24 protein-coding genes are annotated in these 22857 nt (G+C 65.8%); 12 read left to right on the plus strand and 12 right to left on the minus strand.

The genetic code is table 11. The features are described 5' to 3' along the window. Window positions 1–44: 44 nt before the first annotated feature. Together G513_RS24130 and xth are read right to left on the minus strand one after the other, a co-directional pair. A complete protein-coding gene (locus G513_RS24130; protein WP_022978452.1) occupies window positions 45–1028 on the minus strand; it encodes a hypothetical protein in 984 nt (327 codons plus the stop codon). A gap of 165 nt (window positions 1029–1193) precedes the next feature. Next, on the minus strand, window positions 1194–1988 hold the full coding sequence (xth, locus tag G513_RS0119020) for an exodeoxyribonuclease III (protein WP_022978453.1): 795 nt from the start codon (window positions 1986–1988) through the stop codon (window positions 1194–1196). 84 nt (window positions 1989–2072) lie between these two features. On the opposite strand from xth, the gene G513_RS0119025 reads away from it, so the two are divergent. After that, entirely contained in the window at window positions 2073–2909 is an 837-nt protein-coding gene (locus G513_RS0119025; RefSeq protein ID WP_022978454.1) for a D-hexose-6-phosphate mutarotase, read from the plus strand. Here the strand turns inward: G513_RS0119025 and rsgA are convergent. Further along, a complete protein-coding gene (gene rsgA / locus G513_RS0119030) occupies window positions 2906–3943 on the minus strand; it encodes a ribosome small subunit-dependent GTPase A (protein ID WP_022978455.1) in 1038 nt (345 codons plus the stop codon). The two genes, G513_RS0119025 and rsgA, sit on opposite strands and share 4 nt — an antisense overlap. Window positions 3944–4041: 98 nt before the next feature. Between rsgA and G513_RS0119035 the strand changes: the two genes are divergently transcribed. Both G513_RS0119035 and G513_RS0119040 read left to right on the plus strand, forming a co-directional pair. After that, window positions 4042–4644 (plus strand): DUF938 domain-containing protein, encoded by a 603-nt coding sequence (locus G513_RS0119035; protein ID WP_022978456.1) that lies wholly within the window; start codon window positions 4042–4044, stop codon window positions 4642–4644. After that, window positions 4641–5024: a YchJ family protein gene (locus tag G513_RS0119040; protein WP_022978457.1), complete on the plus strand. Its 384-nt coding sequence runs from the start codon at window positions 4641–4643 to the stop codon at window positions 5022–5024. The genes G513_RS0119035 and G513_RS0119040 overlap by 4 nt, the downstream gene beginning before the upstream one ends. Here G513_RS0119040 and G513_RS0119045 read toward each other — a convergent pair. Further along, on the minus strand, window positions 5000–5410 hold the full coding sequence (locus G513_RS0119045; RefSeq protein WP_022978458.1) for a DoxX family protein: 411 nt from the start codon (window positions 5408–5410) through the stop codon (window positions 5000–5002). The two genes, G513_RS0119040 and G513_RS0119045, sit on opposite strands and share 25 nt — an antisense overlap. A 104-nt stretch (window positions 5411–5514) precedes the next feature. Here G513_RS0119045 and G513_RS0119050 point away from each other — a divergent pair, with 104 nt between their 5' ends. The 6 genes from G513_RS0119050 (at window position 5515) to hutG (ending at window position 10481) form a co-directional block, all read left to right on the plus strand. Further along, the gene (locus tag G513_RS0119050; protein WP_022978459.1) at window positions 5515–5745 is read left to right on the plus strand and encodes an AbrB/MazE/SpoVT family DNA-binding domain-containing protein; all 231 of its coding nucleotides are present in this window, start codon (window positions 5515–5517) and stop codon (window positions 5743–5745) included. A 7-nt stretch (window positions 5746–5752) separates the two neighbouring features. After that, window positions 5753–6136, plus strand: a complete 384-nt coding sequence (locus G513_RS0119055) for a type II toxin-antitoxin system death-on-curing family toxin (protein ID WP_022978460.1) — start codon at window positions 5753–5755, stop codon at window positions 6134–6136. A 22-nt stretch (window positions 6137–6158) separates the two neighbouring features. After that, on the plus strand, window positions 6159–7298 hold the full coding sequence (locus G513_RS24135; protein ID WP_022978461.1) for a mechanosensitive ion channel family protein: 1140 nt from the start codon (window positions 6159–6161) through the stop codon (window positions 7296–7298). Further along, window positions 7295–7966: an MBL fold metallo-hydrolase gene (locus G513_RS0119065; RefSeq protein ID WP_022978462.1), complete on the plus strand. Its 672-nt coding sequence runs from the start codon at window positions 7295–7297 to the stop codon at window positions 7964–7966. Before G513_RS24135 ends, G513_RS0119065 begins: the two co-directional genes overlap by 4 nt. Window positions 7967–8259: 293 nt before the next feature. Further along, window positions 8260–9642, plus strand: coding sequence for a formimidoylglutamate deiminase (locus tag G513_RS0119075; protein WP_022978463.1), 1383 nt, complete (start codon window positions 8260–8262; stop codon window positions 9640–9642). Between the two features lie 35 nt (window positions 9643–9677). Next, window positions 9678–10481 (plus strand): N-formylglutamate deformylase, encoded by an 804-nt coding sequence (gene hutG, locus G513_RS0119080; protein ID WP_022978464.1) that lies wholly within the window; start codon window positions 9678–9680, stop codon window positions 10479–10481. Here the strand turns inward: hutG and G513_RS0119085 are convergent. The 3 genes from G513_RS0119085 to G513_RS0119095 form a co-directional block, all read right to left on the minus strand. After that, entirely contained in the window at window positions 10478–11359 is an 882-nt protein-coding gene (locus G513_RS0119085; protein WP_022978465.1) for a pirin family protein, read from the minus strand. The genes hutG and G513_RS0119085 overlap by 4 nt on opposite strands. Window positions 11360–11441: 82 nt before the next feature. Beyond that, window positions 11442–11828: a DoxX family protein gene (locus G513_RS0119090; protein WP_022978466.1), complete on the minus strand. Its 387-nt coding sequence runs from the start codon at window positions 11826–11828 to the stop codon at window positions 11442–11444. A 32-nt stretch (window positions 11829–11860) separates the two neighbouring features. Next, the gene (locus G513_RS0119095; protein WP_022978467.1) at window positions 11861–12463 is read right to left on the minus strand and encodes an FMN-dependent NADH-azoreductase; all 603 of its coding nucleotides are present in this window, start codon (window positions 12461–12463) and stop codon (window positions 11861–11863) included. Between the two features lie 127 nt (window positions 12464–12590). On the opposite strand from G513_RS0119095, the gene G513_RS24140 reads away from it, so the two are divergent. The 3 genes from G513_RS24140 (at window position 12591) to G513_RS26505 (ending at window position 14537) form a co-directional block, all read left to right on the plus strand. Continuing rightward, entirely contained in the window at window positions 12591–13550 is a 960-nt protein-coding gene (locus G513_RS24140) for a LysR family transcriptional regulator (protein ID WP_022978468.1), read from the plus strand. 283 nt (window positions 13551–13833) lie between these two features. Then, on the plus strand, window positions 13834–14241 hold the full coding sequence (locus G513_RS0119105; RefSeq protein ID WP_022978469.1) for a GFA family protein: 408 nt from the start codon (window positions 13834–13836) through the stop codon (window positions 14239–14241). Further along, the gene (locus G513_RS26505) at window positions 14238–14537 is read left to right on the plus strand and encodes a YkgJ family cysteine cluster protein (RefSeq protein ID WP_028475786.1); all 300 of its coding nucleotides are present in this window, start codon (window positions 14238–14240) and stop codon (window positions 14535–14537) included. Before G513_RS0119105 ends, G513_RS26505 begins: the two co-directional genes overlap by 4 nt. A 9-nt stretch (window positions 14538–14546) precedes the next feature. Here G513_RS26505 and G513_RS24145 read toward each other — a convergent pair whose 3' ends face one another. The 5 genes from G513_RS24145 to G513_RS25195 form a co-directional block, all read right to left on the minus strand. Then, the gene (locus G513_RS24145) at window positions 14547–15110 is read right to left on the minus strand and encodes a RidA family protein (RefSeq protein ID WP_022978471.1); all 564 of its coding nucleotides are present in this window, start codon (window positions 15108–15110) and stop codon (window positions 14547–14549) included. Between the two features lie 38 nt (window positions 15111–15148). Next, the gene (locus G513_RS0119120; RefSeq protein ID WP_022978472.1) at window positions 15149–16702 is read right to left on the minus strand and encodes a flavin monoamine oxidase family protein; all 1554 of its coding nucleotides are present in this window, start codon (window positions 16700–16702) and stop codon (window positions 15149–15151) included. A 162-nt stretch (window positions 16703–16864) separates the two neighbouring features. Continuing rightward, window positions 16865–18736, minus strand: coding sequence for a ribosomal protection-like ABC-F family protein (abc-f, locus tag G513_RS0119125; protein ID WP_022978473.1), 1872 nt, complete (start codon window positions 18734–18736; stop codon window positions 16865–16867). A 47-nt stretch (window positions 18737–18783) separates the two neighbouring features. Continuing rightward, window positions 18784–20235, minus strand: a complete 1452-nt coding sequence (locus G513_RS0119130; protein WP_022978474.1) for a M20/M25/M40 family metallo-hydrolase — start codon at window positions 20233–20235, stop codon at window positions 18784–18786. A gap of 63 nt (window positions 20236–20298) precedes the next feature. Then, complete coding sequence (locus tag G513_RS25195; RefSeq protein WP_022978475.1) at window positions 20299–22827, minus strand: Calx-beta domain-containing protein; 2529 nt, start codon at window positions 22825–22827, stop codon at window positions 20299–20301. Window positions 22828–22857: the final 30 nt, after the last annotated feature.

Genomic DNA, 22857 nt, shown 5'->3' on the forward strand with positions numbered 1-22857 from the left:
TGATCGGGGCGCCGCTTTTTCGTTGATGCCTGCTGTGCCTGGCTTCAGGCGGCCACCTGTTCCCGCAGGCCGAGCTTGCGGCGCATGCAGGCGGCGTCGATGGCGCGCGGTCTCAGGCTCAGCTCGTCGAAGCGTCCGCGGCGGATCGCGTGGCCAATGCGCTGCAGGTTGTCGTCGATGCAATCCCGATATGGATTGCGGCCGCCGTACCGGCCCTCGAAATGGGTGCCGAGGTGGCGATGGATGCCGCCGAAATAGCCATCGAGCCGGTCCTGCCACAGCCGCGCATTGAACTCGGGCGTGCCGCGCATCAGGGTGTCGCGGTCGGCATACAGCGGTTCCGGGCCACCCATCTGGCGCACCCCGGCAAGCCCGGCGGCTTCGAATTCCGGATAGAGGAAATCCCGACATTTCTCGAGATAGCAGCGGTCTGCGGTCTGCACCAGCAGATCGGCACTGGCGATCATGAAGCCGAGGGCGCGATCGCGCGGGTCGCTTACGGCGATGTCGTCCAGCGCCATCTCGTAGCCGGTGAAATGGACGATGCGGCTGGCGAGCAGCGCTTCCTGCTCGAAGCCGAAACGGGGCAGGAAGCGCTGCAGGAATTCGGCGCTGCGCTGCACATGGCTCAGCGTGTACGCCGCGCCATTGCTGGCACGATCGCCGCGGCGGCGGACATAGCCCGCGTCATGGAACAGGGCGATCAGCACGCCGAGCAGTGCGCGCCGCGGGCCGATGCGCTCGGCGGCGGGTACGCCGCGCTCGTGGCCATCGATCAGCCGCGCAGTGCCCAGGGCGCAATCGAGGCTGTGCTGGGCATCGTGATACAGCGTGTCGGCCGCGGCATAGCCGGGCAGGGCGCCGGCATGCAGGCGCGTGAAGGTCAGGAACGCAGCATCGAGCACGCCGTCGTCGAGCTGCGGATCGTGCGCGGCCAGCAGCCGCGAGACCTCGTCGCGCACCTCGTGAGGATCGGCAATGCAGATCTGATTGGTGACGTCGTAATGATTGCGCCGGCGCGATTCCATTGCGGGCTCGGTCTCTGTCTGATGTCGCTGGGGGCAGGAGGCGGAAGCCTTCTGGACTGCACGTAGCATGCAGCCCGGCGAAGGCTTTGCCATCGGTGACCTGTGAAGCAGGTCTCAAAGCAGCCGTCTTATCGGACGGGCAGCATGGACCCCCAGGATCAGCGGTCAGTTCCCTTTGAGTGTCGCGATGAACGGCGCGTGGTCCGACGGCCGTTCGTTGCGACGCGGGATCAGATCGGCCACTGCCGCCGTGCAGAGCTGCGCGAGCGGCGCCGACAGCAGCAGATGATCGATGCGCAGTCCCTGGTTGCGACGGAAGCCGGCAGCGCGGTAATCCCACCAGGTGAACGAGTTCGGCGGCTGCTCGAACAAGGTGAACGCATCGACCAAGCCGAGCGCGAGCAGCGCCCGGAAGCCATCGCGTTCCGGCTCCGAGCACAGGATGTTGCCTTCCCAGGTGGCTGGATCGTGGGTATCGGACGGGAACGGCGCGATGTTGTAGTCGCCGCCAACGGCGAGCCGCGGATGCTGCTTCAGTTCGTCGGCAATGTAGTCGCGCAGCGCGGCGAGGAAGCGCAGCTTGTACGCGTACTTCTCGGAACCCAGCGCCTGGCCGTTGACCACATAGGCGCAGATGTAGCGGAGCGGGCCATCCGGCGTGTCGATGGTCGCGGCGATGACCCGGCGCTGCTCGTCGGCGAAGCCGGGAATGTCGCGGCTGACATCGCGCAGCGGATGGCGCGACAGGATCGCCACACCGTTGTAGGTCTTCTGCCCGGCATGTGCCCAATGCCAGCCGGCAGCCTCGAGTTCCGCACCCGGAAAAGCGTCGTCGGTCAGCTTGGTTTCCTGCAGGCCGATGATGTCGATCGGCGCCGTCTCGGCTTGAATCTCCAGCCAGGCCAGCAACTGCGGCAACCGGACTTTCAGGCTGTTGACGTTCCAGGTGGCGATTTTCATGGCAAGTCTTGGTTGATCGGATATCCGCGCGGCAGACTAGCGGAGCAGTAGCCGTGTAGCCAGCCACTTTCTTCTTGCGCTCCCATGAACCAAGCCGACGCCAACGCCGCCATCCTGAACCTCGCCGCCGCCGATGGCGCCCGCATCAGCGTCCATCGTCACGGGGCTCACATCACCTCGTGGACGCCGGTCGACGGGCTTGAGCGCCTGTATCTCAGCGGTCTGACCGACTACCGGCCGACGGCCGCGATCCGCGGCGGCATTCCGGTGATCTTTCCGCAGTTTGCGGCGGAAGGCCCGCTGCCCAAGCACGGCTTCGCGCGGACGGCGTCATGGTCGTTCGTCGACGCCGGGCCGGTTGATGGCGGCGGATTGTCGGTGCGCTTCCGCCTCGAAGACAGCGACCAGACGCGCGCGATCTGGCCACAGGCTTTCGTCGCCGAACTGCTGGCGACGATCGGCGGCGCGCAGCTGTCGGTGAGCTTGTCGGTGCGCAATCGCGGCACCGAAGCCTTCACCTTCACCGCGGCCTTGCACACCTATCTGGCGGTCGAGGATCTCGGCGCTGTCCGCGTGCTCGGCCTGCAGGGTCTGCGTTATCGCGATAGCGCGAACGGCAGCGTCGTGCGTCTGGAAGCGAGCCACGAAGTCGCCATCGAGGGCGAGGTCGATCGCATCTATTTCGATGCACCGAGCGAACTGCTGCTGCGCGAGCCGCGTGCCAGCTTGCGCATCGGTCAGCAGGGCTTCTGCGACACCGTGGTCTGGAATCCAGGCGCTGCGAAAGGCGCAGCACTTAGCGATCTCGATCCGCAGGGCTACCTGCGGATGCTGTGCATCGAAGCGGCCGTGGTGGGTTGTCCGGTGACCCTAGCACCGGGCGCTACGTGGACTGGCACCCAGACCTTAGACGCTGCTTAGCGCTTCTTCGAACGCCGCGTCGGCATCGGCACGCTGGCGGCTTCCAGTCGCCGTTTCTGGGTGGCGGCCAGTTCGTCGCGCAGCTTGCGGTAGTTGTCGAGCCGCTCCGGCGGCAGGCCGGCGACCACCGCGCAGCCCGGCTCGTTGCCGTGGCTGCAGTCGCGGAAGCGGCAGCTGTGCGCCAGTTCGGCGATGTCCTCGAAAGCATCGGCGGTGACGTCTTCTTCGCCGCCGAGTTTCAGCTCGCGCACGCCGGGTGTGTCGATCAGGCAGGCGCCCTGCGGCAAGGTGCGCAGGCTGCGTGAAGTCGTCGTATGGCGGCCGCGATCGTCGTAGGCGCGCGTCGCACCGGTGCGCTCCAGTTCATTGCCCATCAGGCTGTTGACCAGGGTCGACTTGCCGACGCCAGATGAGCCGAGCAGCACCAAGGTCTGGCCCGCGGCCAGCCACGGCGCCAGGGTCTGCTGCGCGCTGGCGATGCGCGCATCGAGCACGAACAGCGGCGTTGCCGGTCCGGCCAGTGCCGCTACTTCGGCACGCTGCGCGTCGATGTCGGTCGCCCGGTCCGGCTTGGTCAGGATCACCACGGGCGTGACGTTCGCCGCACGCACCATCAGCAGATAGCGTTCGAGACGGTTCGGGCTGAAATCATTGTCCAGCGCCATCACCAGCAGCGCGGTGTCGATGTTCGCGGCGATCCGCTGCACGCCGTTGTCGCCGCGGCTGCGCAGCAGCAGGCTGGCGCGCGGCAGATGCTCGTGGACGTAGAGGCTGCCGCCTTCCTCGGCGATCAGCACCCAGTCGCCAACGGCCAGACCGTCGCCGGTGATTTCCAGGCGATCGAACAGCGCAGTCAGCGTTTTCGCCTTGTGGCCACGCTGGCCATCGTGAACGACGAGATGGCCGCGATGCTGCTCGATGATCCGCGCCGGCCGGCCCTGCGGGTTGACGAGCGCGGCGAGGGCGGCGGCGCAATGCGCGTTCCAGCCGATGGCGCGCAGCAGGTCTTCGTCGTTCAGCGGATTCAGGCGCAAGTCATCACAGGGTTGGGGCTCAAAGTCGGCGGTCGTTGGATGGTACGCAAAAAGCGTTTCGCTATGCTGCCGGCCCTGAACTCGCAATCACTGCTGCCATGGTCGAAAAGCCGTATTCCCCCGCCTGCGAACGCAACCGCGAGCCGATCCTCGCGGTGTTGCTCGAGCACTTCGCCGATCGCCGGCAGGTGCTGGAAATCGGCAGCGGCACCGGCCAGCATGCGGTGCATTTCGCGGCGGCACTGCCGCAGCTGAACTGGCAATGCGCGGACCGCGCGCCCTATCTTCCGGGCATTCGCGCCTGGCTTGATGAAGCAGCCTTGCCGAACACGCCGGCGCCGCTGGCGCTCGATGTCAACGGCGCTTTCCCGGAAGCGCTGTTCGATGCCGTCTACAGCGCCAACACGCTGCACATCATGAGTGCGGCGGAAGTCGAGTTGCTGTTCGCGAAGCTGCCAGCCGTGCTCGGTGATGATGCGGTGCTGTCGATCTACGGCCCGTTCCGATACGACGGTCAGCACACCAGCGCCAGCAATGTCGCCTTCGATGCCAGCCTGCGCAGCGGCAATCCGGCCAGCGGCATTCGCGACTTCGAATGGATTGACGCACTGGCTTCGGCGATCGGCCTGCGGCTGGTCGAGGACAGAGCGATGCCGGCCAATAACCGCTGCCTGATCTGGCAGCGCGGAGCGAATCGATGATCGGTGATGCCTGCCCCTGCGACAGCGGCCGGCATTACGGCGGCTGCTGCGGCCCGCTGCATGACGGATTCGTCGCCGAGACTGCCGAAGCACTGATGCGCTCGCGCTACAGCGCCTATGTGCTGCTGCTCAAGGATTACCTGCTGGCGACCTGGCATCCGCGCACGCGTGCGGACGACCTGAATCTGGCGACCACGCCGCCGACCCGATGGCTGGGCCTGCAGATACGCCAGCACCAGCAGACCGGCGAAGACCGGGCGATCGTCGAATTCGTCGCCCGTTACCGCCTCGGCGGCGGCAGCGCCGTGCGTCTGCACGAGACCAGCCGCTTCATTCGCGAAGGCGGCCGCTGGTTCTATCTGGATGGCGACGTGCGCTGAGGCTCGGGCCGTGTGCTCCACCAGACGTTGGCGATCAAGGCGACCTGGATCACCAGGCGCAACGACAGCAGCCAGACCGGGAACTGCGGGAACAGCGTCGCCTGCTGCTGCAGCATCCAGACATTCGCCGGCGTCACCGCGACGATCAGCAGGATCAGCGCGGCACCGGCGAGCGGCCGCGTCCTCAGCGGGATCAGCTGCGCGGCGAGCGCCAGTTCAACCACGCCGCTGAGGTAGACGACCAGCAACGGTTCCGGCACCCACGGCGGCACGATCGAGGCGAAGAATCCGGCTGCGGCGAAGTGGCCGATGCCGCCGATCAGGAACCACAGGAAAGTGAAGATCAGGCCGGCGCGACGGGCGGGGCTGGCGGGGAGATTGATCATTGCGTGGGAGTTGGTCGGTAAAAGCGGGGTCGGTGATGACCGTTGTTTGGCAGGAAAGATTATAATTTCTGTATCAACATTCTTCATCGATCAGAGGTCCAGCCATGTATGAACTGAAAGTCCGCGCCGTCGGTTCCTCGTCTGGCGTGTTGCTACCGAAGGAGATGATGATCGAACTGGGCCTCAAGCAGGGCGATTCGGTATTCGCCACCAAGGCGCCGGATGGTTCGTTCCGGATCACGCCGTTCGATGAAGGCTTTGCCGAGCAGATGAAAGTGGCCGAAGAAGTCGCGAGTGAATACCGCGATGTACTGAGGGCGCTGGCGAAGCGTTGAAAGGCCGATGATCTTTCTCGAAAGAGCCGTGGTCATCGCCATGCACGATCACCAGTTGGCCGTGCATGGCGGGGCTGCGGGCATTCGCGATTCCGGCTTGCCCGACTCCGCGCTGGCGCGGCCGCAAAACAAGTTTGCGGATGGTGAGACCGATCCGCATCAGCTGGCCGCGGCTTACGCTTACGGCATTGCCCGCAACCATCCGTTCATCGATGCGAACAAGCGCACCGGACTGTTCGCAGCGCTGCTGTTCATGCGGCTGAACGGCATCCCGATGCCGGTTCCATCCCCGGACATGGTCGAACACATGGTCCAACTCGCCGAAGGCCTGCTCGATGAAGCGGGCTTCGCCAACTGGCTGGCCACGCAGCCGCTAAGGCCCGCACGCTGATCCTTGAACCCACTTCGATTCGATGAATGACCTGATCTCCTACCTCAGCACGCTCGACCGCGTGCTGGTTCGCAACCCACTTAGCGACTGGCTGGTCGCCGTCGCCGTGGCGCTGGCCATCGTGCTCGTGGTGTTCGGCGTGCAGCGGCTGCTGATCCGCTGGCTATCGAACTGGCAGCGGCCGAAGGCGACGAAGATGGACCCGGCGCTGATCAACGCCGTCGAGTCGACCAAGCTGTGGCTGATCGTCTTCGTCGCGCTGTACTTCGGCAGCCAGTATCTGGAGCTTGGCAAGAAGACCGCGCTGATCCTCGATCGCATCGTCACCGCGGCAGTGCTGCTGCAGGTCGGCATGTGGCTGGGGGCGATCCTCGATTTCTGGGTCGCCGCCTCGCGGGTCCGCGCCGAACAGCACGATGTCGGCACCGCTACCAGCCTGTCGGCCCTGAATTTCATCGGCAAGCTGCTGCTGTGGATGGTGATGTTGCTGTTCATCCTCGACAACCTCGGCATCAATGTCACCGCGCTGGTCGCGTCCTTGGGTATCGGCGGCATCGCGGTGGCGCTGGCGGTGCAGAACATCCTGGGCGATCTGTTTGCGTCCTTGTCGATCGTCGTCGACAAGCCGTTCGTGATCGGCGATGCGATGGCGGTCGACGGTTTCTCGGGCACTGTCGAGCACGTGGGTCTGAAGACCACGCGCCTGCGCGCGGACACCGGCGAGCAGCTGATCTTCTCGAACAGCGATCTGCTCAAGGCGCGCCTGCGCAACTACAAGCGCATGTACGAGCGCCGCGTGGTGATGACCGTCGATGTCGAGTTCGCCACGCCGGTCGATGTCGTCGAAAAAATTCCCGCCATGCTGCGCGACATCGTCGCCAGTCAGGACAAGACGCGCGTCGACCGCGCCCATCTGAAGGCGCTGGTCGGCGGCGCTTACCAATTCGAGCTGGTCTACTGGATGATCGATCCGGACTACGGGCTTTACATGAATACCCGCCAGCAAGTGCTGCTGACTATCGTCCGGCGCTTCGAAGCCGATGGCATCCGCTTTTCATTCCCGTACAGCGGCAGCAGTCGCGAACTGCTGGCGGCCGTGGCGCAGCTTTCAGCCCAGGCCGGCCATCAGCTTGGCAACGAAGCTCCGGAGGGCAAGCGATGAGCGAGCCCGCCAAGCCCGAGGCGCTGTTGCGTGGCGAGATCATTCCGGTGACGCCGTTCCAGCAGAACTGCTCGCTGATCTGGGATCCGCTGACCATGGAGGGTGCCTTGGTCGACGCCGGCGGTGAAGCCGAGCGCCTGCTGGCTCGGGTTGCCGCGCACGGCATCAAGCTGGTCAAGCTGCTGGTGACCCATGGCCATCTCGATCATGCCGGCGCGGTTGCCGAGATCGCGGAAAAGCTCAAGCTGCCGATCGAAGGCCCGCATCCGGACGATGCGTTCTGGATCGATGGCATGCCGGACGCCGCCAAGCAGTACGGCTTCCCGCCGACGCGCAGCTTCGTGCCGGACCGCTGGCTGCAGCAGGGCGACACGGTGACGCTCGGCTCATTGACGCTCGACGTGCTGCATTGCCCGGGTCATACGCCGGGCCATGTCGTGTTTCATCACCCGGCCTCGCGGCTGGCGCTGGTTGGCGACGTGATCTTCCAGAACTCGATCGGCCGCACCGATTTCCCGCGCGGCAATCACGCCGATCTGATTAAGGCGATTCGCACCCGCCTGTTCCCGCTCGGTGATGACACCCAGTTCGTGCCCGGCCACGGGCCGATGTCGACGTTCGGTGCCGAGCGGAAACAGAACCCCTATGTCGCGGACTCGATGTTCTGAATTCTGAGATTGGCTAGCTAAGCCGCAGCAGCGGCAGCACCGGCCTGAACCGATTTAGCCGTACAGGACGGAGCGGCATTTACCCTTGCGGCGCGGGGTGACCTGGTTAGGGTGAACCAGTCTTCATGTAAACGACGCTTGGCCTCAATATGCTGGATTGCTGCAGTTTGCAGAGCACAGCATGAACCGTCAGAACCAGGTGATCGACGCGCAGGCGGCGCACCTCCGGATTGCGTAATCTTCGCCGCCAGCGAACCCGAATTCGACCGCCCTCAACCGACCTGCAACCCACCATGTCCCGCTACCTCGCGCCGTCTGCCTTGCTCGCCACCGGCTGGAACGACCAGGTTCTGTTCGAGGTCGCCGCCGATGGCCTGATCACCACGATCACGCCGAGTGCCGCGGCCGCCGACATCGGTGATGCCGAAGTTCTCAATGGCGCCGTCGTGCCGGGCATGCCCTGCCTGCACTCGAACGCGTTCCAGCGCGGCATGGCAGGGCTTACCGAGAAGGGCGGCCCGCAGGGCGACAGCTTCTGGTCCTGGCGCAAGCTGATGTACCGCTTCCTCGAAGGCCTGCGGCCGGATGATGTCGAAGCGATCGCCACGCAGGTCTACATCGAGATGCTGCGCGCCGGCTACACCAGCGTCGCCGAGTTCCACTACCTGCATCACGACGCCGGCGGCAGGCCGTATGCCAACCGTGCCGAAGTCGGCGAGCGCCTGCTGGCGGCGGCCGACGCCACCGGCATCGCCCAGACTTTGCTGCCGGTGCTGTATGCACACGACAACTTCGGCGGCACGCCGCCGACCATCGGTCAGCGGCGTTTCATCAATGACGCGGCAGGTTACGGGCAGATCGTCGAAGCGCTGATGAAAGCCGTGCAGGGTCATCCGGCCCAGCGCATCGGCATTGCGCCGCACAGCCTGCGCGCGGTGACGCCGGCGCAGCTCACGGCGGCCGTCGGTCTCGCCGACAGTCTGCAGCCGGGCATGCCGATCCACCTGAACCTGGCCGCGCAGCTCAAGGAAGTGAACGACTGCCTGGCCTGGTCCGGCCAGCGTCCGGTGGCCTGGCTGCTCGATCACATTGCCCTCGACGGCCGCTGGTGCCTGCTGCACGCCACCCATACCGAGATCGTCGAAGCCGAGCGCCTGGCGCGTACCGGCGTCGTCGCCGGCTTGTGCCCGACTACCGAAGGCGACCTCGGCGACGGCTTCTTCAATGCCGTGCCCTATCTCCGGGCCGGCGGCCGCATCGGCATCGGCAGCGACAGCCATGTCGGCGTCGATCCGTTCCTCGAACTGAAGCTGTTCGAATACGGCCAGCGCCTGCGCTTCGAACGCCGCAACGTGCTCGCCAAGGGCATCGGCGATTCGCTCGGCGGCCATCTTTACCGGATCACCGCAGCCGGTGGTGCCCAGGCGATCGGCCAGCCGGTCGGCAGCCTGGCAGTGGGCAGCCGGGCCGACTGGCTGGTGCTCAACGATGACGATCCCGCACTCGCCGAACAACGCCACGACGGCCTGCTCGACGCCGCGATCTTCGGCCCGGCGCGTCAGCCGGTGCGCGATGTCATGGTCGCCGGCCGCTGGGTGGTGCGTGATGGTCAGCATCCTCAGGCAGCGGCGAGTTTCGCCCGCTATCGCCAAGTGATGAAAAGGCTGCTTGCGTGAAATCGCGCGCGCCCTTGTGTGGAGCCGGGGTCTAGATGACCGCCCCGCTGCAGCTGCTGATCCGCGGTCAGTCGCCGCTGATCATCAACATTCCGCACGCGGGCACCAGCTTGCCGCCGGGTTATGCGGAGCGGCTCAGCGACGCGGCCCGGCCGTTGCCCGATACCGATTGGCACCTGCCGTTCCTGTTTCATTTCGCCGTGTACTCGGGCGCCACCCTGATGGCAGCCACGCATTCGCGCTACGTGGTCGATCTGAATCGTGATCCGGGCGGGGCCTCGCATTACCCCGGCGTCGACCTGACCGGGCTGGTGGCCGACACCACCTTCTCCTATGACGACATCTACCGTCCCGGTTGCGTGCCGGATGCTTCGCAGATCGACGATCGCCGTCAGCGCTACTGGGAGCCCTACCACGACACGCTGGCCGAGCAGATCGCCGCCGTGCACGGCCGGCACGGCCACGCGGTCCTGCTCGATGCCCATTCGATACGCGCCGAAGTGCCGCGCCTGTTCACCGGGCGGCTGCCGGATCTGAATCTCGGCAGTTGCAACGGCCGCAGCTGCGATCCCTCGCTGCGCCAGGCTGCGGTCGTCGCGCTCGATGCCGATCCGACCTATTCGCTGAGCATCGACGGTATCGTCAAAGGCGGCTACAGCGCGCACAACTACGGCATTCCGGAGATGGGCCTGCACGCGCTGCACCTGGAGATCGTCCAGGCCGGCTATCTCGACGAAGCCAACCCGCAGGACTGGAACCCGGCGCGCGCCGAGCCGCTGCAGGCGGTGCTGCGACGGCTGGTCGACGCGCTGGTCAGCTGGCGCCCGATGGCAGCCTAGGCCGCTGCCTGGGTCAGGGTGCCATCGTTGTAATCGCGAATTGCCTGCTCGATCTCCTCGCGGGTATTCATCACGAACGGACCGTACTGCACCACCGGCTCGCGGATCGGCTGGCCGGCGATCAGCACCAGTCGCGCACCCTGGGCACCGGCGACGATGGTCACCTGCTCGCCCGGCGTCAGCACGCCAGCCGCCTGCGCCGGCAGCGCTTTCGCAGTCGCACCGTCACCGATGGTCACGCTGCCTTCGTAGGTGTAGATGAAAGCGTTGTGGCCGGAGCCGATCGCCTGCTGATGGCGGGCACCAGCAGGCAGATCGAGATCGATGTACAGCGGATCGGTGGATAGCCGCTGTGCCGAGCCATTGATCGGCCCATCGAGCGTCTGCGCGCCAAGCTGCACCGAGCCGGCGATCACCTTGATCGTGCCGCCATCGGGTAGTGCAGCGACCGGAATCTCGGCCGCCGGAATATCCCGGTACCAGGCCGGCTGCAACTTGTCCTTGCCCGGCAGGTTGATCCACAACTGGAAGCCGCGCATCCGCCCGCTTTCCTGCAGCGGCATCTCGGAATGGATAACGCCACGGCCGGCGCTCATCCACTGCACGCCGCCGGGGCCGAGATCACCGACATTGCCCAGATGATCGCGATGCTGCATGCGGCCATCGAGCATGTAGGTAACGGTCTGGAAGCCGCGATGCGGATGGGACGGGAAGCCGGCGATGTAGTCGCCGGGGTTGTCGGTACCGAACTCGTCGAGCATCAGGAACGGGTCCAGATACAGGCCGCGCTGGGCGCCGATCGAGCGGCGCAGCTTGACCCCGGCGCCATCGCTGGTCGGGATCGACGGGATCACGTGCTGCAGGGTGCGAGTGCTCATGGAAGTCTCCGGGATCGGAAAAGTATCTGTGGGGACGGCGCCATCGCCGGGTGACGATGGCGCCGCAGTGTCGGGTCGCGGCTCAGGCCTTGCGCTTCGCATCCAGGCTCAAGGCGCCCGGGCCGTTGGCAGCCAGGATCAGGAAGCCGCCGGCCACCGACACGTTCTTCAGGAACATGGTCATCTGCATCTGATCGGCGAAATTCGAATGGAACAGGGCCGCGGCGACGACCGAGAAACCGGCCAGCGCCAGCGCCACGAGGCGGGTCTGGAAGCCGACGATGATCGCCAGCGCGCCGCCGACTTCCAGCGCAATCACCAGCGGCAACAGCGCGCCAGGCACGCCGGCCGAAGCCATGTAGGCGGCAGTGCCGGCATAGCCGGTGATCTTGGAAATGCCGGCCAGCAGGAACATCAGCGCCAGCAGGATGCGGCCGGCGAGTTCAATGGCAGGGTAGGTCTTGTTCATGGTTTCGGGTGCTCGTTCGTGTGGGTTGAGGGTCAGGCGGCCAGCTTGGCGATGGCGTCGTTGGCCTTGGCGATCGCGGCGTCCTTCTGCTCCGGACCATAGGCGATCCCTTCGGCGTAGACGAACTCGATGTCGGTGATGCCGATGAAGTTCAGGAAGTCCCGCACGTAGCTGGTCTGGGTGTCGAGCGGAGTGCCGACGTACAGGCCGCCGCGCGTCGCGAATACATAGACCTTCTTGCCGGTCACCAGGCCTACCGGGCCTTCGGCGGTGTAGCGGAAGGTTTCACCGGCGCGGGCGATGTGGTCGATCCAGCTCTTCAGCTGCGAGGGCACGCCGAAGTTGTACATCGGCAGGCCGATCACCAGCACGTCGGCGGACTTCAACTCGGCGATCAGGGCATCGGAGTAGGCGATGACGGTCTTCTGCTCGGCGGTGCGCTCGGCAGCCGGCGTGGTGAAAGCGGCGAAGCGGCGGCCGTCGAGATGCGGCACGGGATCGCTGGCGACATCGCGCACCACCTTGCTGCTGCCCGGATGGGCGGCGAGATAAGTGGCGACGAAGCGGTCGGCAAGCTGGCTGGACTGGCCGTGGCCGGCGAACAGGCTGGCGTTGATCTGGAGCAGGGTGGTCATCGTACGTCTCCTGAAGCGGTGCATTGGGGGCGGTGTTTCGGTGCACGCATTTGACGATTGATTGATGAGATAAAAAAGCATAAGTTTTCGCGCTTAATCATCGAATCATTCGATCATAGAGTTCGCCATGGCGACGCCTCGTATCACCCTCGAGCAATGGCGCGCGCTGCTGCAGGTCGTCGATTCCGGCGGCTACGCGCAGGCTGCCGAGGCGCTGCACAAGAGCCAGTCGGCGATCACCTACGCGGTGCAGCAGATCGAATCCCGTCTCGGCGTCAAGGCCTTCGAGGTGCAGGGACGCAAAGCGGTGTTGACCGCCACCGGCCAGTTGCTTTATCGCCGCGCCAAGGCGCTGCTCGATGAAGCCGCCGGACTGGAGCGCGCCGCCGGCCAGCTATCCGCTGGCTGGGAAGCCGAGCTGCGGCTGGCGGTGGAAGTGATCTTCCCGAATCGGGTGCTGCTGCCGGCGCTGGCGGCGTTCGGCGAGGTCAGCCCGCATACGCGCATCGAGTTGATCGAGTCGGTGATCGGCGGCACTTCCGAAGCGCTGCTGACTGGCCGGGTCGATCTGGCGATCGCGCCGGTGATTCCGCAGGGCTTTCTCGGCGAGCCGCTGATGCCGCTCAAGTTCCTGGCTGTGGCGCATCCGGATCACCCGCTGCACCAGTTCGGTCGACCGCTGACCTCGACCGATCTGCGCAATCACCGTCATCTCGTGGTCCGCGATTCCGGCGCCGCTCGTGATCCCGGCCAGGTTTCGCACGATGCCAAGCAGCGCTGGGTGGTCAGCCAGATGTCGACCTCGATCCAGGCGGTGGCGATGGGCTACGGATTCGCTTGGTTCCCGGAGGAAAAGATCACCGATGAACTTACCGCCGGCCGGCTCAAGGCCCTGCCTCTGCGCGACGGTGCAGAGCGGCATCTCACCTTGTATCTGATCTTTGCCGATCGAGACTACGCCGGCCCCGGCCTGCTCAGGCTCGCCGAAATCCTGCGCGAAACGGCTGCCGAAAAGTGCACAGCCGGACAAGCCGAAATGGATGCTGCCGGGCATACTTCCAGGACTCGAAAAACCAAGGTCTATTAGCAATTACTTTGATCGCTGCGGCGGAGGTCGTTTTTGCCCAGTGCAACGAACGAGGAGCGGTCAATGGCCGACCCATTGACGCGACGAGAGAGGCAGCAATGGGCAAAAACGGCCCTGCCCCTTCGGGTTGCGGCCAAAAAGTCGCCGGGACTTCGTTGCGAACCTTGACCATAGGTAGGCTATGGCCCGCGGTTCGCGCTTCGCCCGGCGGCCCAGTGAGACTATTTGGGACCGGCAACGCAGTGACCAAAGTAATTGTTAATAGACCCATGAGGAGAGCGACATGAACATTGAAGGTGGCTGTTACTGCGGTGCCGTCCGTTACCGCGCCGAAGCCGAACCGCAGCTGCGTGCGCAGTGCCATTGCCGCGAATGCCAGTACATCAGCGGCGGCAGCCCGAACGTCGTCGTCGGCCTGCCGGAAGCGCAGTTTTCGTACGTGAAGGGCAAGCCGGTGGTGTTCAAGCGCAGCGATCTGGACCAGCCGGTCACCCGCGAATTCTGCGGCGCCTGTGGCACGCCGCTCACTTCACGTGCCCCGGGCATCCCCGGCATCGTGCTGGTCAAGGTCGGTTCGCTCGACAAGCCGGAGCTGTTCGGCAAGGCCGACTTCGTGGTCTTCACGATCGACAAGCAGAGCTTCCATGCGCTGCCGGAAGGCATTCCCGCGTTCGAGCGGATGCCGGCCTGAAGTTGGTGAATTCCGCAGCCGGCGCCCCAGCAAGGCCAACCACTTGCCGCGCCGGCTGCGGAGCCTGCTGCATCGCGCCGTCGATCTCGTCGCCGATCCCTGGCATGCCTCACGGCAAGCCCGCTGGCGTGCGCTGCGTCCAATTGCTCGACGACGAGCGCTGCGCGATCTTCGGGGACCCGCGCCGGCCTGCGGTCTGCGCGGGGCTCAAGCCCAGTGCCGAGATGTGCGGTGTCAGCCGCGTGCAGGCGCTGTCTTTTCTCGGCCGGCTCGAGCAGGCAACCGCACCCGGCTGAAGCCTGCCGTCACTTCGCGTCTGGCGTCGCCTTGGCCTTGTCGCCGCCATGGCGATGCACGGCGATCAGATCGATCTCGACCAGCGCGCCCGGCAGCACCAGACCCGCAACCTTGACCGTCGAACGCGCCGGCTTGTTCGGCTGTGCAGGCGCGCCGAACACCGTCGAGAACGCCGCGTTCATGCCGGCGAAATCGATCTCGCCGCCCTTCGCCGGATCGCCGACCAGATAGACGGTGGCCGACACCACGTCGCCGTAGCTCAAGCCCAGCGACTTCAGCGTGTCGCCCAGCTTCTTCAGCACCGAAGCGGTCTGGGTTTCGGTATTGCCATAGGCCTCGACAGTTCCCTTCGGCGCCTGTGCATTGGCGACGTCGGGCAGGTTGCCGCTCAGATAGGTCGTCGAATAGCCGTGCGGCACGGTCACTGCGGCAGCGATCGGAAACTTGGGATCGCCGATCGCCGTGCGGGTGACTTCGTCGTGCGCCTGCGCGGCGAAGCCGGCGGACAGCAGCGCACCGGCCGCAAGCCAGGACAGCGCGCGACGACGTGGGGACAGGGAAGTGTTGGTCATGGGTCTAGCTCCTCGTTCTTGCGTTTGTCGTTCTGAGCTCAGGCTGCTGCGTTGCGTTCGGCGATCAGCTTCAGCACCCGATGCGCGGATTGCGCCGAGCCTTCCTGCCAGCCGCTGATGTGGCTCATGTGCTCGCCGGCAAGATAGACGCGACCGTCCGGCTGGTCGAGCAGACGATAGACAGCGTTGTACGGCTCTTCCCAGTGCGTCCACGGTGCCAGGTTATAGGGCACGTGATTCCAGGCCACGGTGAGGCCGCGTGCCAGCAATTGCGAGCGTCCGGGAAACAGCGCTTCGATGGCATCGCGCGAAGCCTGCAGCCGATCGGGAATGCTTTGCTGCATGAAGCGCAGCGCCACGTCGTCGAAGTTGTAGCAGCCGATCAGCACCCCGCTGGGCTGGAAGTAGCCGCCGCTGGGATACCAGATCAATTGCACGTCGCGCTTGACGAAACTCAGGCCGCCGTAGATCTGGCGATCGGTCTCCCAGAAGCGCGGCGACTGCCAGGCGATCTTGTTCGCGCCGCCTGAAGGAATCTGCCGGATGCCGTCGGCAAACGGCTTCGAGAAATTGGCCGGCAGGTTTTCCAGCACTCGCGGCGGAATGGTGCAGATGCAGTAGTCGGCAGTGATCGTCTGCACGCGGCCGGTCTTCTTGTCGCGGTAGACGATCTTCACGTCCTGATCGCCGTTGCGGATTTCCTTCACCTCGGTGCCGAGGCGGACGACCGATTTCAGCCGATCGTGGAAGGCCTTGGGGATGCGATCCATGCCGCCAACCGGCTGGAACATGGTCGGCTGCATCTCGAAGGTGTCGTCGAACATCGGGCCTTGCCAGAACACCGGGTCGAGCAGGGTCGGCAAGCTCAGCGGCTCGCGCAGCACACCGACCGCATCGCCCGCCGTGGGAAAGGCGCTGTAGCCGGCGCGGCTCGAACCCGCGTAATGCAGGTTCTTGTCGAGATTGCCGTAGCCGCTCAGGAAGCCGAGAAAGCTTTCGATGTCGACCCCGGTCAGTTCCTGGTCGAGCGCGTGCTGGTTGGTGCACTTGGCCAGCAGCTCGGAGACCTGGCCGCGCATGTCGTGCACCGCCTGGCGCATCTCGATCGGCTTGCCGCCGTTGGCGGTGTCCGATTGCAGCAGCGCGCTGCGGCTCATGTTCACTTCCACTTCCAGCGCCACGCCGAACTCGCGGCAATAGCCGAGGATGGTCTGGTGATGGCTGGGCAGCCGCGCCGGGCCGGCGTTGAAATAGTGGCCGTCGTCGAACTCGCAGGTTTGCCGGCTGCCGTCGTCCATCTCGATGCGATCGCCCTTGCGCACCGTCCAGTTGCGGCCGCCGACTCGATCCCGCGCTTCCAGCACGATGCACTGATAGCCGGCCTTGCCGAGCTCCCAGGCCGAGACCAGCCCGGCGATGCCGGCGCCGAGGATCACCACCTTGCGGCCTCGGCCGCTGCCGGCCGTCAGTTGTGGCGTGGTGGCAAGGCTCGGCATGGCCACCAGCCCGAGCGCGCGCATCGCGCTCCAGGCCGCTTTCCGGCCTCCGGCCGCAGCGAGTGCAGTGACGAATTGACGGCGGCTGATCGGCATGGCGCATCCCCCCGGCCCGGAAGCCCGGGCGACGGAGAAGCGGCAGCGAAATTCGTGCCGCGCTGCCGCTATTTCAGCTCGTAGGGTGGGCAGGCCGTATCTGCCCACCGTGCGCCGGCATTGAACCGGGGCGAATCGGTGGGCAGATCAAGCCTGGCCACCCTACGCGGCGCTCAGCGCCTCCAGCTGCTCATTCGCGGCGATCCACTCTTCTTCGGTCTCCGCGAGCTTCTTCTTGGCCGCTGCCTGCTCTTTCTGCAGTTTGGTGAAATCCCACTTCTTTTCCGGCGCGTACAGCGCCGGATCGGCGAGCTTCACAGTCAGCGTGTCGACGTCCTTGGTCAGCTTGGCCATGGTCTGGTCAAGCTTGCGAACGGTGTCTTTCAGCGCCTTGGTCTGGGCGGCGATTTCCTCGGCGCTCTTCTGCGGCTTCTTGTCCTTCTTCTTGCCGCTGCCCGGGTTCAGCTCGCGCGAGTTCAGCCACTTGGCGTAATCGTCGAGATCGCCCACGAACGGCCGGCAGCCGCCTTCGGCGACCAGCCAGAGCTGGTCGCAGGTCGAGGTCAGCAGATGGCGATCATGGGAGACCACCATCACCGCGCCGACGAACTCCAGCATCGCGGTCTCGAGCGCATGGCGCATGTCGAGATCGAGATGGTTGGTCGGTTCGTCGAGCAGCAACAGATTCGGTTTCTGGTAGACGACCATGGCCAGCGCCAGACGCGCCTTCTCGCCGCCGGAAAACGGTTCGACGTTCTCGTAGACGCGATCGCCCTTGAAGTTGAAGCCGCCAAGGAAGCCGCGCAGGTTCTGCTCGGTCGCAGTCGGGTCGATGCGCTTCAGATGCAGGATCGGCGAGGCGTTCGGATCGAGGCTGTCGGTGGTGTGCTGGGCGAAGTAGCCCACGCGCAGATAGCCGTCGCGCATCGCATCGCCCTTCAGCGGCGGGATCGCGCCGGCGATGGTCTGCACCAAGGTCGATTTGCCGGCGCCGTTCGGGCCGAGCAGGCCGATGCGCTCGCCGGGGGCGATCAGCATCCGCACGTTCTTCAGCACCACCTTTTCGCCGTAGCCGCAGACCACGTCGTCGAAGCGCACCAGCGGTGACGGCAGGCGATCCGGCTCGGAGAACGAGAACGAAAACTCGGAATCGGCATGCACCGCCGACACCAGTTCCATGCGCTCCAGCGCCTTGATGCGGCTCTGCGCCTGGGTCGCTTTCGCGGCACTGGCGCGGAAGCGGTTGATGAACTTCTGCAGATGGGCAACCTGCTTCTGCTGCTTGGCGAACATGCCGGCCTGCAGGGTCAGCTTCTCGGCGCGGGTGCGCTCGAAGGTCGAATAGTTGCCGGTGTAGAGCGTCGCCTTGGTGCCTTCCAGATGCAGCGTGTGTGTGGTGATCGCATCGAGGAACTCGCGGTCATGCGAGATCACCATCATCGTGCCCGGATAGGTGCTGAGCCAGCTCTGCAGCCAGATCACGGCATCGAGATCGAGATGGTTGGTCGGCTCGTCGAGCAGCAGCACGTCGGAGCGGCACATCAGCGCGCGGGCCAGATTCAGACGCATGCGCCAGCCACCGGAGAAATCGGCAACGGCAGTCTGTTGCGCTTCTTGCGAAAAGCCGAGGCCATGCAGCAGCGCTGCGGCACGGGCGCGGGCGGCGTAACCGCTGATGTCGTTCAGGCGCTCGTGGATGGCGCTGATCTTGTCGATGTCCAGCGCGTCTTCGGCCTTGACCAGACGCCGTTCGAGCTCGCGCAGTTCGACATCACCATCGAGCGCGAACTCGATCGCCAGATCGGGCAGGGACGGCGTGTCCTGGGCCACGGTGGCGACCGCGAGGTTCTTCAGCGAGCTCAGCTCACCCTTGTCCGGCGCCAGCTGACCAAGCACGGCGGCAAACAAGGTCGACTTGCCGGTGCCGTTGCGGCCGATGACGCCGCAGCGCCAGCCCGGATGGATCGTGAAATTGGCATCTTCAAGCAGCGGACGCGGTCCACGGCGAAGGGTGAGGCGAGAGGCGGAGATCATCCGCGCAGTTTACCGGCTGGCGCGATTCTTGGTGCGCTGCAACAGGATCAGCCCGGCTGCATCGCGTAAAGCTTGACCACCTCGTGCAGGAAGCGCCGGCCATCGAGCAGGGATTTGACCCGGATGCGCTCGTCCAGCCCGTGCGCGTGGCTGCCCTCGGCATCGTGGAACATGCCGGACAGGCCATAGCTCGGAATGCCGGCGGCGTTCAGGAAGCGGCTGTCGGTGGCGCCGGTCGACATGGTCGGCACCAGGGTCGCGGTCGGCCACAGGGTTTTCGCGATCTTCTTCACCGGTTCGAGCATCGCGGCAGTCAGCGGCGGCGGCGGACCGATCACGGCGTCCTCGCCGACCGTGCTGATGGCAATGCCATCGTCGGCGAAGATCTGTTTCAGCGTCGCCTGTACCGCCGCCACCGGCACGCCGGGCAGGATGCGGCAGTTGACGTTGGCCTGCGCCCGCTGCGGCAGCGCATTCGGCGCATGGCCGGCGTTGACCTGGGTCGCCACGCAGGTGGTGCGCAGCATGCTGTTCCAGCCTGGGTTCAGCGACCACAGCGTCTCGGTTGCCGGGCCATCGACCGGATTGGCGAGCACCGCGCGCATCGCGCTCGCGGCTTCGACCGGGACGATCTTCGACTGCGCCTCGAAATACGCCGTGGTGACCGGGTTCAGTGCCAGCGGAAACTGATACGCACCCAGGCGAGACAGCGCGGCACTGAGCCGGTAGATCGCGTTGTCGCGCACCGGCCGCGAACTGTGACCGCCCGAGTTGGTGATCTCGAGCTGGAAGTCCTGGTAGACCTTTTCGCCAGCCTGGATCTGCAGCACCGTCGGTTTGCCGCTGGCATCGAGTTCGCCGCCGGCGCCCTCGTTCAGTGCAAAGGCCGCCTTCAGTGCCTCCGGATGGGTCTTCAGCAGCCAGCTGACGCTGTTGTAGGTGTCCGCGGTTTCCTCGCCGCAGGTCAGCGCCAGCTTGATCGAGCGGCGCGGTTTGAAACCTCTTTGCTGATAGCGGATCAGGCTGTCTGTGAACACCGCCGCCATCGCCTTGTCGTCGCTGGCACCACGGGCGTAGAAGAAGCCGTTTTCCTCGACCAGGGTGAACGGATCGCGCTGCCAGTCCTCGCGCTTCGCTTCGACGACATCGATATGCGCCAGCAGCAGGATCGGCAGCGCCTTGGCGTCACGGCCGCGCAGGACGGCTATCAGCGAGCCGTCTTTCGGCCGCTCGGGCGGCACCAGGATCTGCGTGTCGGCAGCCGGCAGTCCGGCCGCCTGCAGGCGCGCCGCCATCGCTTCCGCGGCCTGCGTACAGCTGCCGACCGACAGCGTCGTGTTGATCTCGACCAGTTCCTTGTACAGCGCTCGGAATGCGGGTTCGCTGGCGTCTTCTGCGGCATGTGCTTGCGTCTGGCTGCCGACGAGCAACATCAGACCGATCAGCGACGAGGTCAGAAAGGAGGCTGGGCGCAGCCTGTGGAAGTAGGCGATGTTCATCGGCGTTCCTGGAAGGCGGGGTTGCCGAAGTATCGCAAGGACGGTGCCGCGTGCCTCCTGTCGTCAATCGTTGTCGACGATCGTCACCGTGCCGCTGGCCGGGCTGCCGAGCGTGGCAGTCTGCGGGTTGCTCAGGCGGATCAGGATGGTTTCCGCTTTCTCTTTCAAGGTGTCGTTGAGGATCGCCACGGTGAAGGTCTTGCTGGTTGCATCACCGCTGGCCCAGACCAGCCTGCCGGCCTTGGCGGTGTAGTCGCTGCCGGCCATCGCCAGGCCGTTGGCCGTGGTGTAGTCGATCGCCGCCGTGCCGTAGCTGCCGCCGCTGCGGGTCACGGTGACGGTGGCCACGCCGCCGGCCTCGCCCACCGTGTAGGTCGCCGATGACAGCGCCAGCGTGCCGGGCGCTGCATCGTTGTCGATGATGGTCAAGGTCTGGGTTTTCGTGGCGCCGAGTACTGCGCCGCCACCGGGCGCGCTCAGGCTCAGGATGATCGTTTCGTTGGCTTCGGCGGCGCTGTCGTTGTTGATCGGTACCGTGAAGCTCTTGCTCGCGGTATCGCCAGCGCTCCAGTTCAACGTGCCGCTGACGGCGCTGTAATCGCTGCCGGCCAGGGCTGTGCCGTTGCTGCTCGCGTAGTTGACGCTGACCGCGCCCGTCGAACCCGGGGTGCGTGACACGCTGACCGTCGCGCTGCCCGCCGCTTCGCCGATCGACGCGCTGCCGGCGGTGAACGCCAGGGTGCTCTTGACGCTGGCGCTGTCGTTGTCGGCGATCGTCAAGGTCGCGGTCTTGATGCTGCCCAGCGTTGCGCCGCCGCCCGGCGCGCTGAGCGTCAGGGCCAGGGTTTCGCTGCTTTCGGCGACGGCGTCGTCGATCATCGGCACCGAGAAGGTCTTGGCGGTGGCATCGCCATCGGCCCAGTTCAAGGTACCGCTGGTGGCGATGTAGTCGCTGCCGGCGATCGCCGTGCCGTTGGCGCTTGCGTAGTTCACCGACACCGCGCCGGCATTGCCGCCGCTGCGCTGCACGCTGATCGTGGCGCCGACGCCGTTCTCGGTCACCGCATAGCTCGATGCACTGAAGCGCAGGCTGCCCGGGCCGGGCGCGATTGCCGCGAGTGCCAGGGCGGCATCGACCAGGCCGGTGCCGCAGCCGCTGCAACTGACGGGGAAGCTGCGGACATTGCCCTTCAGCGTGCTTTCGACCTCGTCCGGCGTGATCGAGGGCTTGGCGGCATAGAGCAGCGCCGCGACGCCCGCGACATGCGGCGAAGCCATGCTGGTGCCTTGCAGGTAGGCGTAGGAATCGCTGCCCGGCGTCGTCGCGCCGTTGTTGTAGGTCGAGAGAATTCCCACCGTGCTGCCGCGGCTCATGTCGCCGCCCGGTGCGGCAACGTCCACCGAGGCACCGTAGTTCGAATACGGCGCGCGGCTGCCGCCATCGCCGATCGCGGCGACGCTGATCACGCCGTTGCAACTGGCCGGCGAGAAGCCGGAAGCATCCATGTTCGCGTTGCCGGCCGCGACCACGACGGTGCTGTTGCGCGAGCGGGCGCTGTCGATCGCGCCCTGCAGGGTCGGCGACGACGAGCAGGGATACTGGCCGCCGAGGCTCATGTTCAGCACCTGCGCCGGGCGCGGATTCGCCGGCACGCCGGAGACTGTGCCGCCCGATGCCCAGATGATCGCGTCGGCGATATCCGAGGTGCTGCCGCCGCAACGGCCGAGCACGCGGGCGATGACCAGCTTCGCGCCATAGGCGACACCAGCGACGCCGACGCCGTTGTTGGCGAGCGCTGCAATCGTCCCTGCGACATGGGTGCCGTGCCAGCTCGAGTTCGAGGTGCCGCTGCTGCCGCAGGAGCCGGAGACCCGGAAATCGCCGGGGTCCGAGGCATCGCTGTCGCGGCCGTTGCCATCGTTGGCGCTGGCGGCGTCGCTGATGAAGTCGTACTGGGCGACGATCTGGCCGGCGAGATCGGCATGCGGCCGGTAGCCGGTGTCGATCACCGCGACGGTCGCGCCGCTGCCGTCCGTGCGGTCCCAGGTGGTGTAGGCGTTGACGCCAGACAGACCGTTGACCTGCGCTGGCCCGGCGACGCCCCAGAGGTTGCCGAGGTACGGATCGTTCGGCGTCAGCACCGGCTGCAGGATGCGATCCGGTTCGACATAGCGCAGCCCGGCCGGACGGCGAGCCTTGATGCGCGCCGCAAGGCGGGTGAGCGCGGCTTCATCGAGCCCGCCATCGGCATCGATCAGCAGCGCGCCGTTGCCGAGCCGGCGGCGGTAGTGCATCGACTGGCCTGCGCCGACAGCGAGATCGTCGACCCGGCTGCGCGCCAAGGTGTCGAGTGCTTGCGCGGCTTCAAAGCTCAGCGCCGTGCGACGCCGGCCGCGGAACGCCGCGATGTCGTCTTCATAGGCGACGATCAAGCGCGACGGCGGCAGCGGCTCGCTGACGGCAAGAAAGCGTGCCTGAGGTTCGGGTGACACGGCCGGCGCTGCACTGACGCTGGTGCCGGTCGTGGCCAGCACTGCCGCAGTCAGCGCAGCGGCGAAAATGGTTTTCAGCGTGCTGGTGAAAAGGGGCATGGCCGCGTCCGCAGATCAGGGTGTACGACC

Origin of the sequence: Nevskia ramosa DSM 11499, from assembly GCF_000420645.1 — a bacterium.
In the GTDB taxonomy this organism is placed as follows: Bacteria; Pseudomonadota; Gammaproteobacteria; order Nevskiales; family Nevskiaceae; genus Nevskia; species Nevskia ramosa.

What these genes read in the sequence shown, in the direction of transcription:
- G513_RS24130 (WP_022978452.1), bottom strand. Translation starts at nt 1,028, where the DNA reads ATGGAATCGCGCCGGCGCAATCATTACGACGTCACCAATCAGATCTGC.
- xth (WP_022978453.1), bottom strand. Translation starts at nt 1,988, where the DNA reads ATGAAAATCGCCACCTGGAACGTCAACAGCCTGAAAGTCCGGTTGCCG.
- G513_RS0119025 (WP_022978454.1), top strand. Translation starts at nt 2,073, where the DNA reads ATGAACCAAGCCGACGCCAACGCCGCCATCCTGAACCTCGCCGCCGCC.
- G513_RS0119035 (WP_022978456.1), top strand. Translation starts at nt 4,042, where the DNA reads ATGGTCGAAAAGCCGTATTCCCCCGCCTGCGAACGCAACCGCGAGCCG.
- G513_RS0119040 (WP_022978457.1), top strand. Translation starts at nt 4,641, where the DNA reads ATGATCGGTGATGCCTGCCCCTGCGACAGCGGCCGGCATTACGGCGGC.
- G513_RS0119045 (WP_022978458.1), bottom strand. Translation starts at nt 5,410, where the DNA reads ATGATCAATCTCCCCGCCAGCCCCGCCCGTCGCGCCGGCCTGATCTTC.
- G513_RS0119050 (WP_022978459.1), top strand. Translation starts at nt 5,515, where the DNA reads ATGTATGAACTGAAAGTCCGCGCCGTCGGTTCCTCGTCTGGCGTGTTG.
- G513_RS0119055 (WP_022978460.1), top strand. Translation starts at nt 5,753, where the DNA reads ATGATCTTTCTCGAAAGAGCCGTGGTCATCGCCATGCACGATCACCAG.
- G513_RS24135 (WP_022978461.1), top strand. Translation starts at nt 6,159, where the DNA reads ATGAATGACCTGATCTCCTACCTCAGCACGCTCGACCGCGTGCTGGTT.
- G513_RS0119065 (WP_022978462.1), top strand. Translation starts at nt 7,295, where the DNA reads ATGAGCGAGCCCGCCAAGCCCGAGGCGCTGTTGCGTGGCGAGATCATT.
- G513_RS0119075 (WP_022978463.1), top strand. Translation starts at nt 8,260, where the DNA reads ATGTCCCGCTACCTCGCGCCGTCTGCCTTGCTCGCCACCGGCTGGAAC.
- hutG (WP_022978464.1), top strand. Translation starts at nt 9,678, where the DNA reads ATGACCGCCCCGCTGCAGCTGCTGATCCGCGGTCAGTCGCCGCTGATC.
- G513_RS0119085 (WP_022978465.1), bottom strand. Translation starts at nt 11,359, where the DNA reads ATGAGCACTCGCACCCTGCAGCACGTGATCCCGTCGATCCCGACCAGC.
- G513_RS0119090 (WP_022978466.1), bottom strand. Translation starts at nt 11,828, where the DNA reads ATGAACAAGACCTACCCTGCCATTGAACTCGCCGGCCGCATCCTGCTG.
- G513_RS0119095 (WP_022978467.1), bottom strand. Translation starts at nt 12,463, where the DNA reads ATGACCACCCTGCTCCAGATCAACGCCAGCCTGTTCGCCGGCCACGGC.
- G513_RS24140 (WP_022978468.1), top strand. Translation starts at nt 12,591, where the DNA reads ATGGCGACGCCTCGTATCACCCTCGAGCAATGGCGCGCGCTGCTGCAG.
- G513_RS0119105 (WP_022978469.1), top strand. Translation starts at nt 13,834, where the DNA reads ATGAACATTGAAGGTGGCTGTTACTGCGGTGCCGTCCGTTACCGCGCC.
- G513_RS24145 (WP_022978471.1), bottom strand. Translation starts at nt 15,110, where the DNA reads ATGACCAACACTTCCCTGTCCCCACGTCGTCGCGCGCTGTCCTGGCTT.
- G513_RS0119120 (WP_022978472.1), bottom strand. Translation starts at nt 16,702, where the DNA reads ATGCCGATCAGCCGCCGTCAATTCGTCACTGCACTCGCTGCGGCCGGA.
- abc-f (WP_022978473.1), bottom strand. Translation starts at nt 18,736, where the DNA reads ATGATCTCCGCCTCTCGCCTCACCCTTCGCCGTGGACCGCGTCCGCTG.
- G513_RS0119130 (WP_022978474.1), bottom strand. Translation starts at nt 20,235, where the DNA reads ATGAACATCGCCTACTTCCACAGGCTGCGCCCAGCCTCCTTTCTGACC.
- G513_RS25195 (WP_022978475.1), bottom strand. Translation starts at nt 22,827, where the DNA reads ATGCCCCTTTTCACCAGCACGCTGAAAACCATTTTCGCCGCTGCGCTG.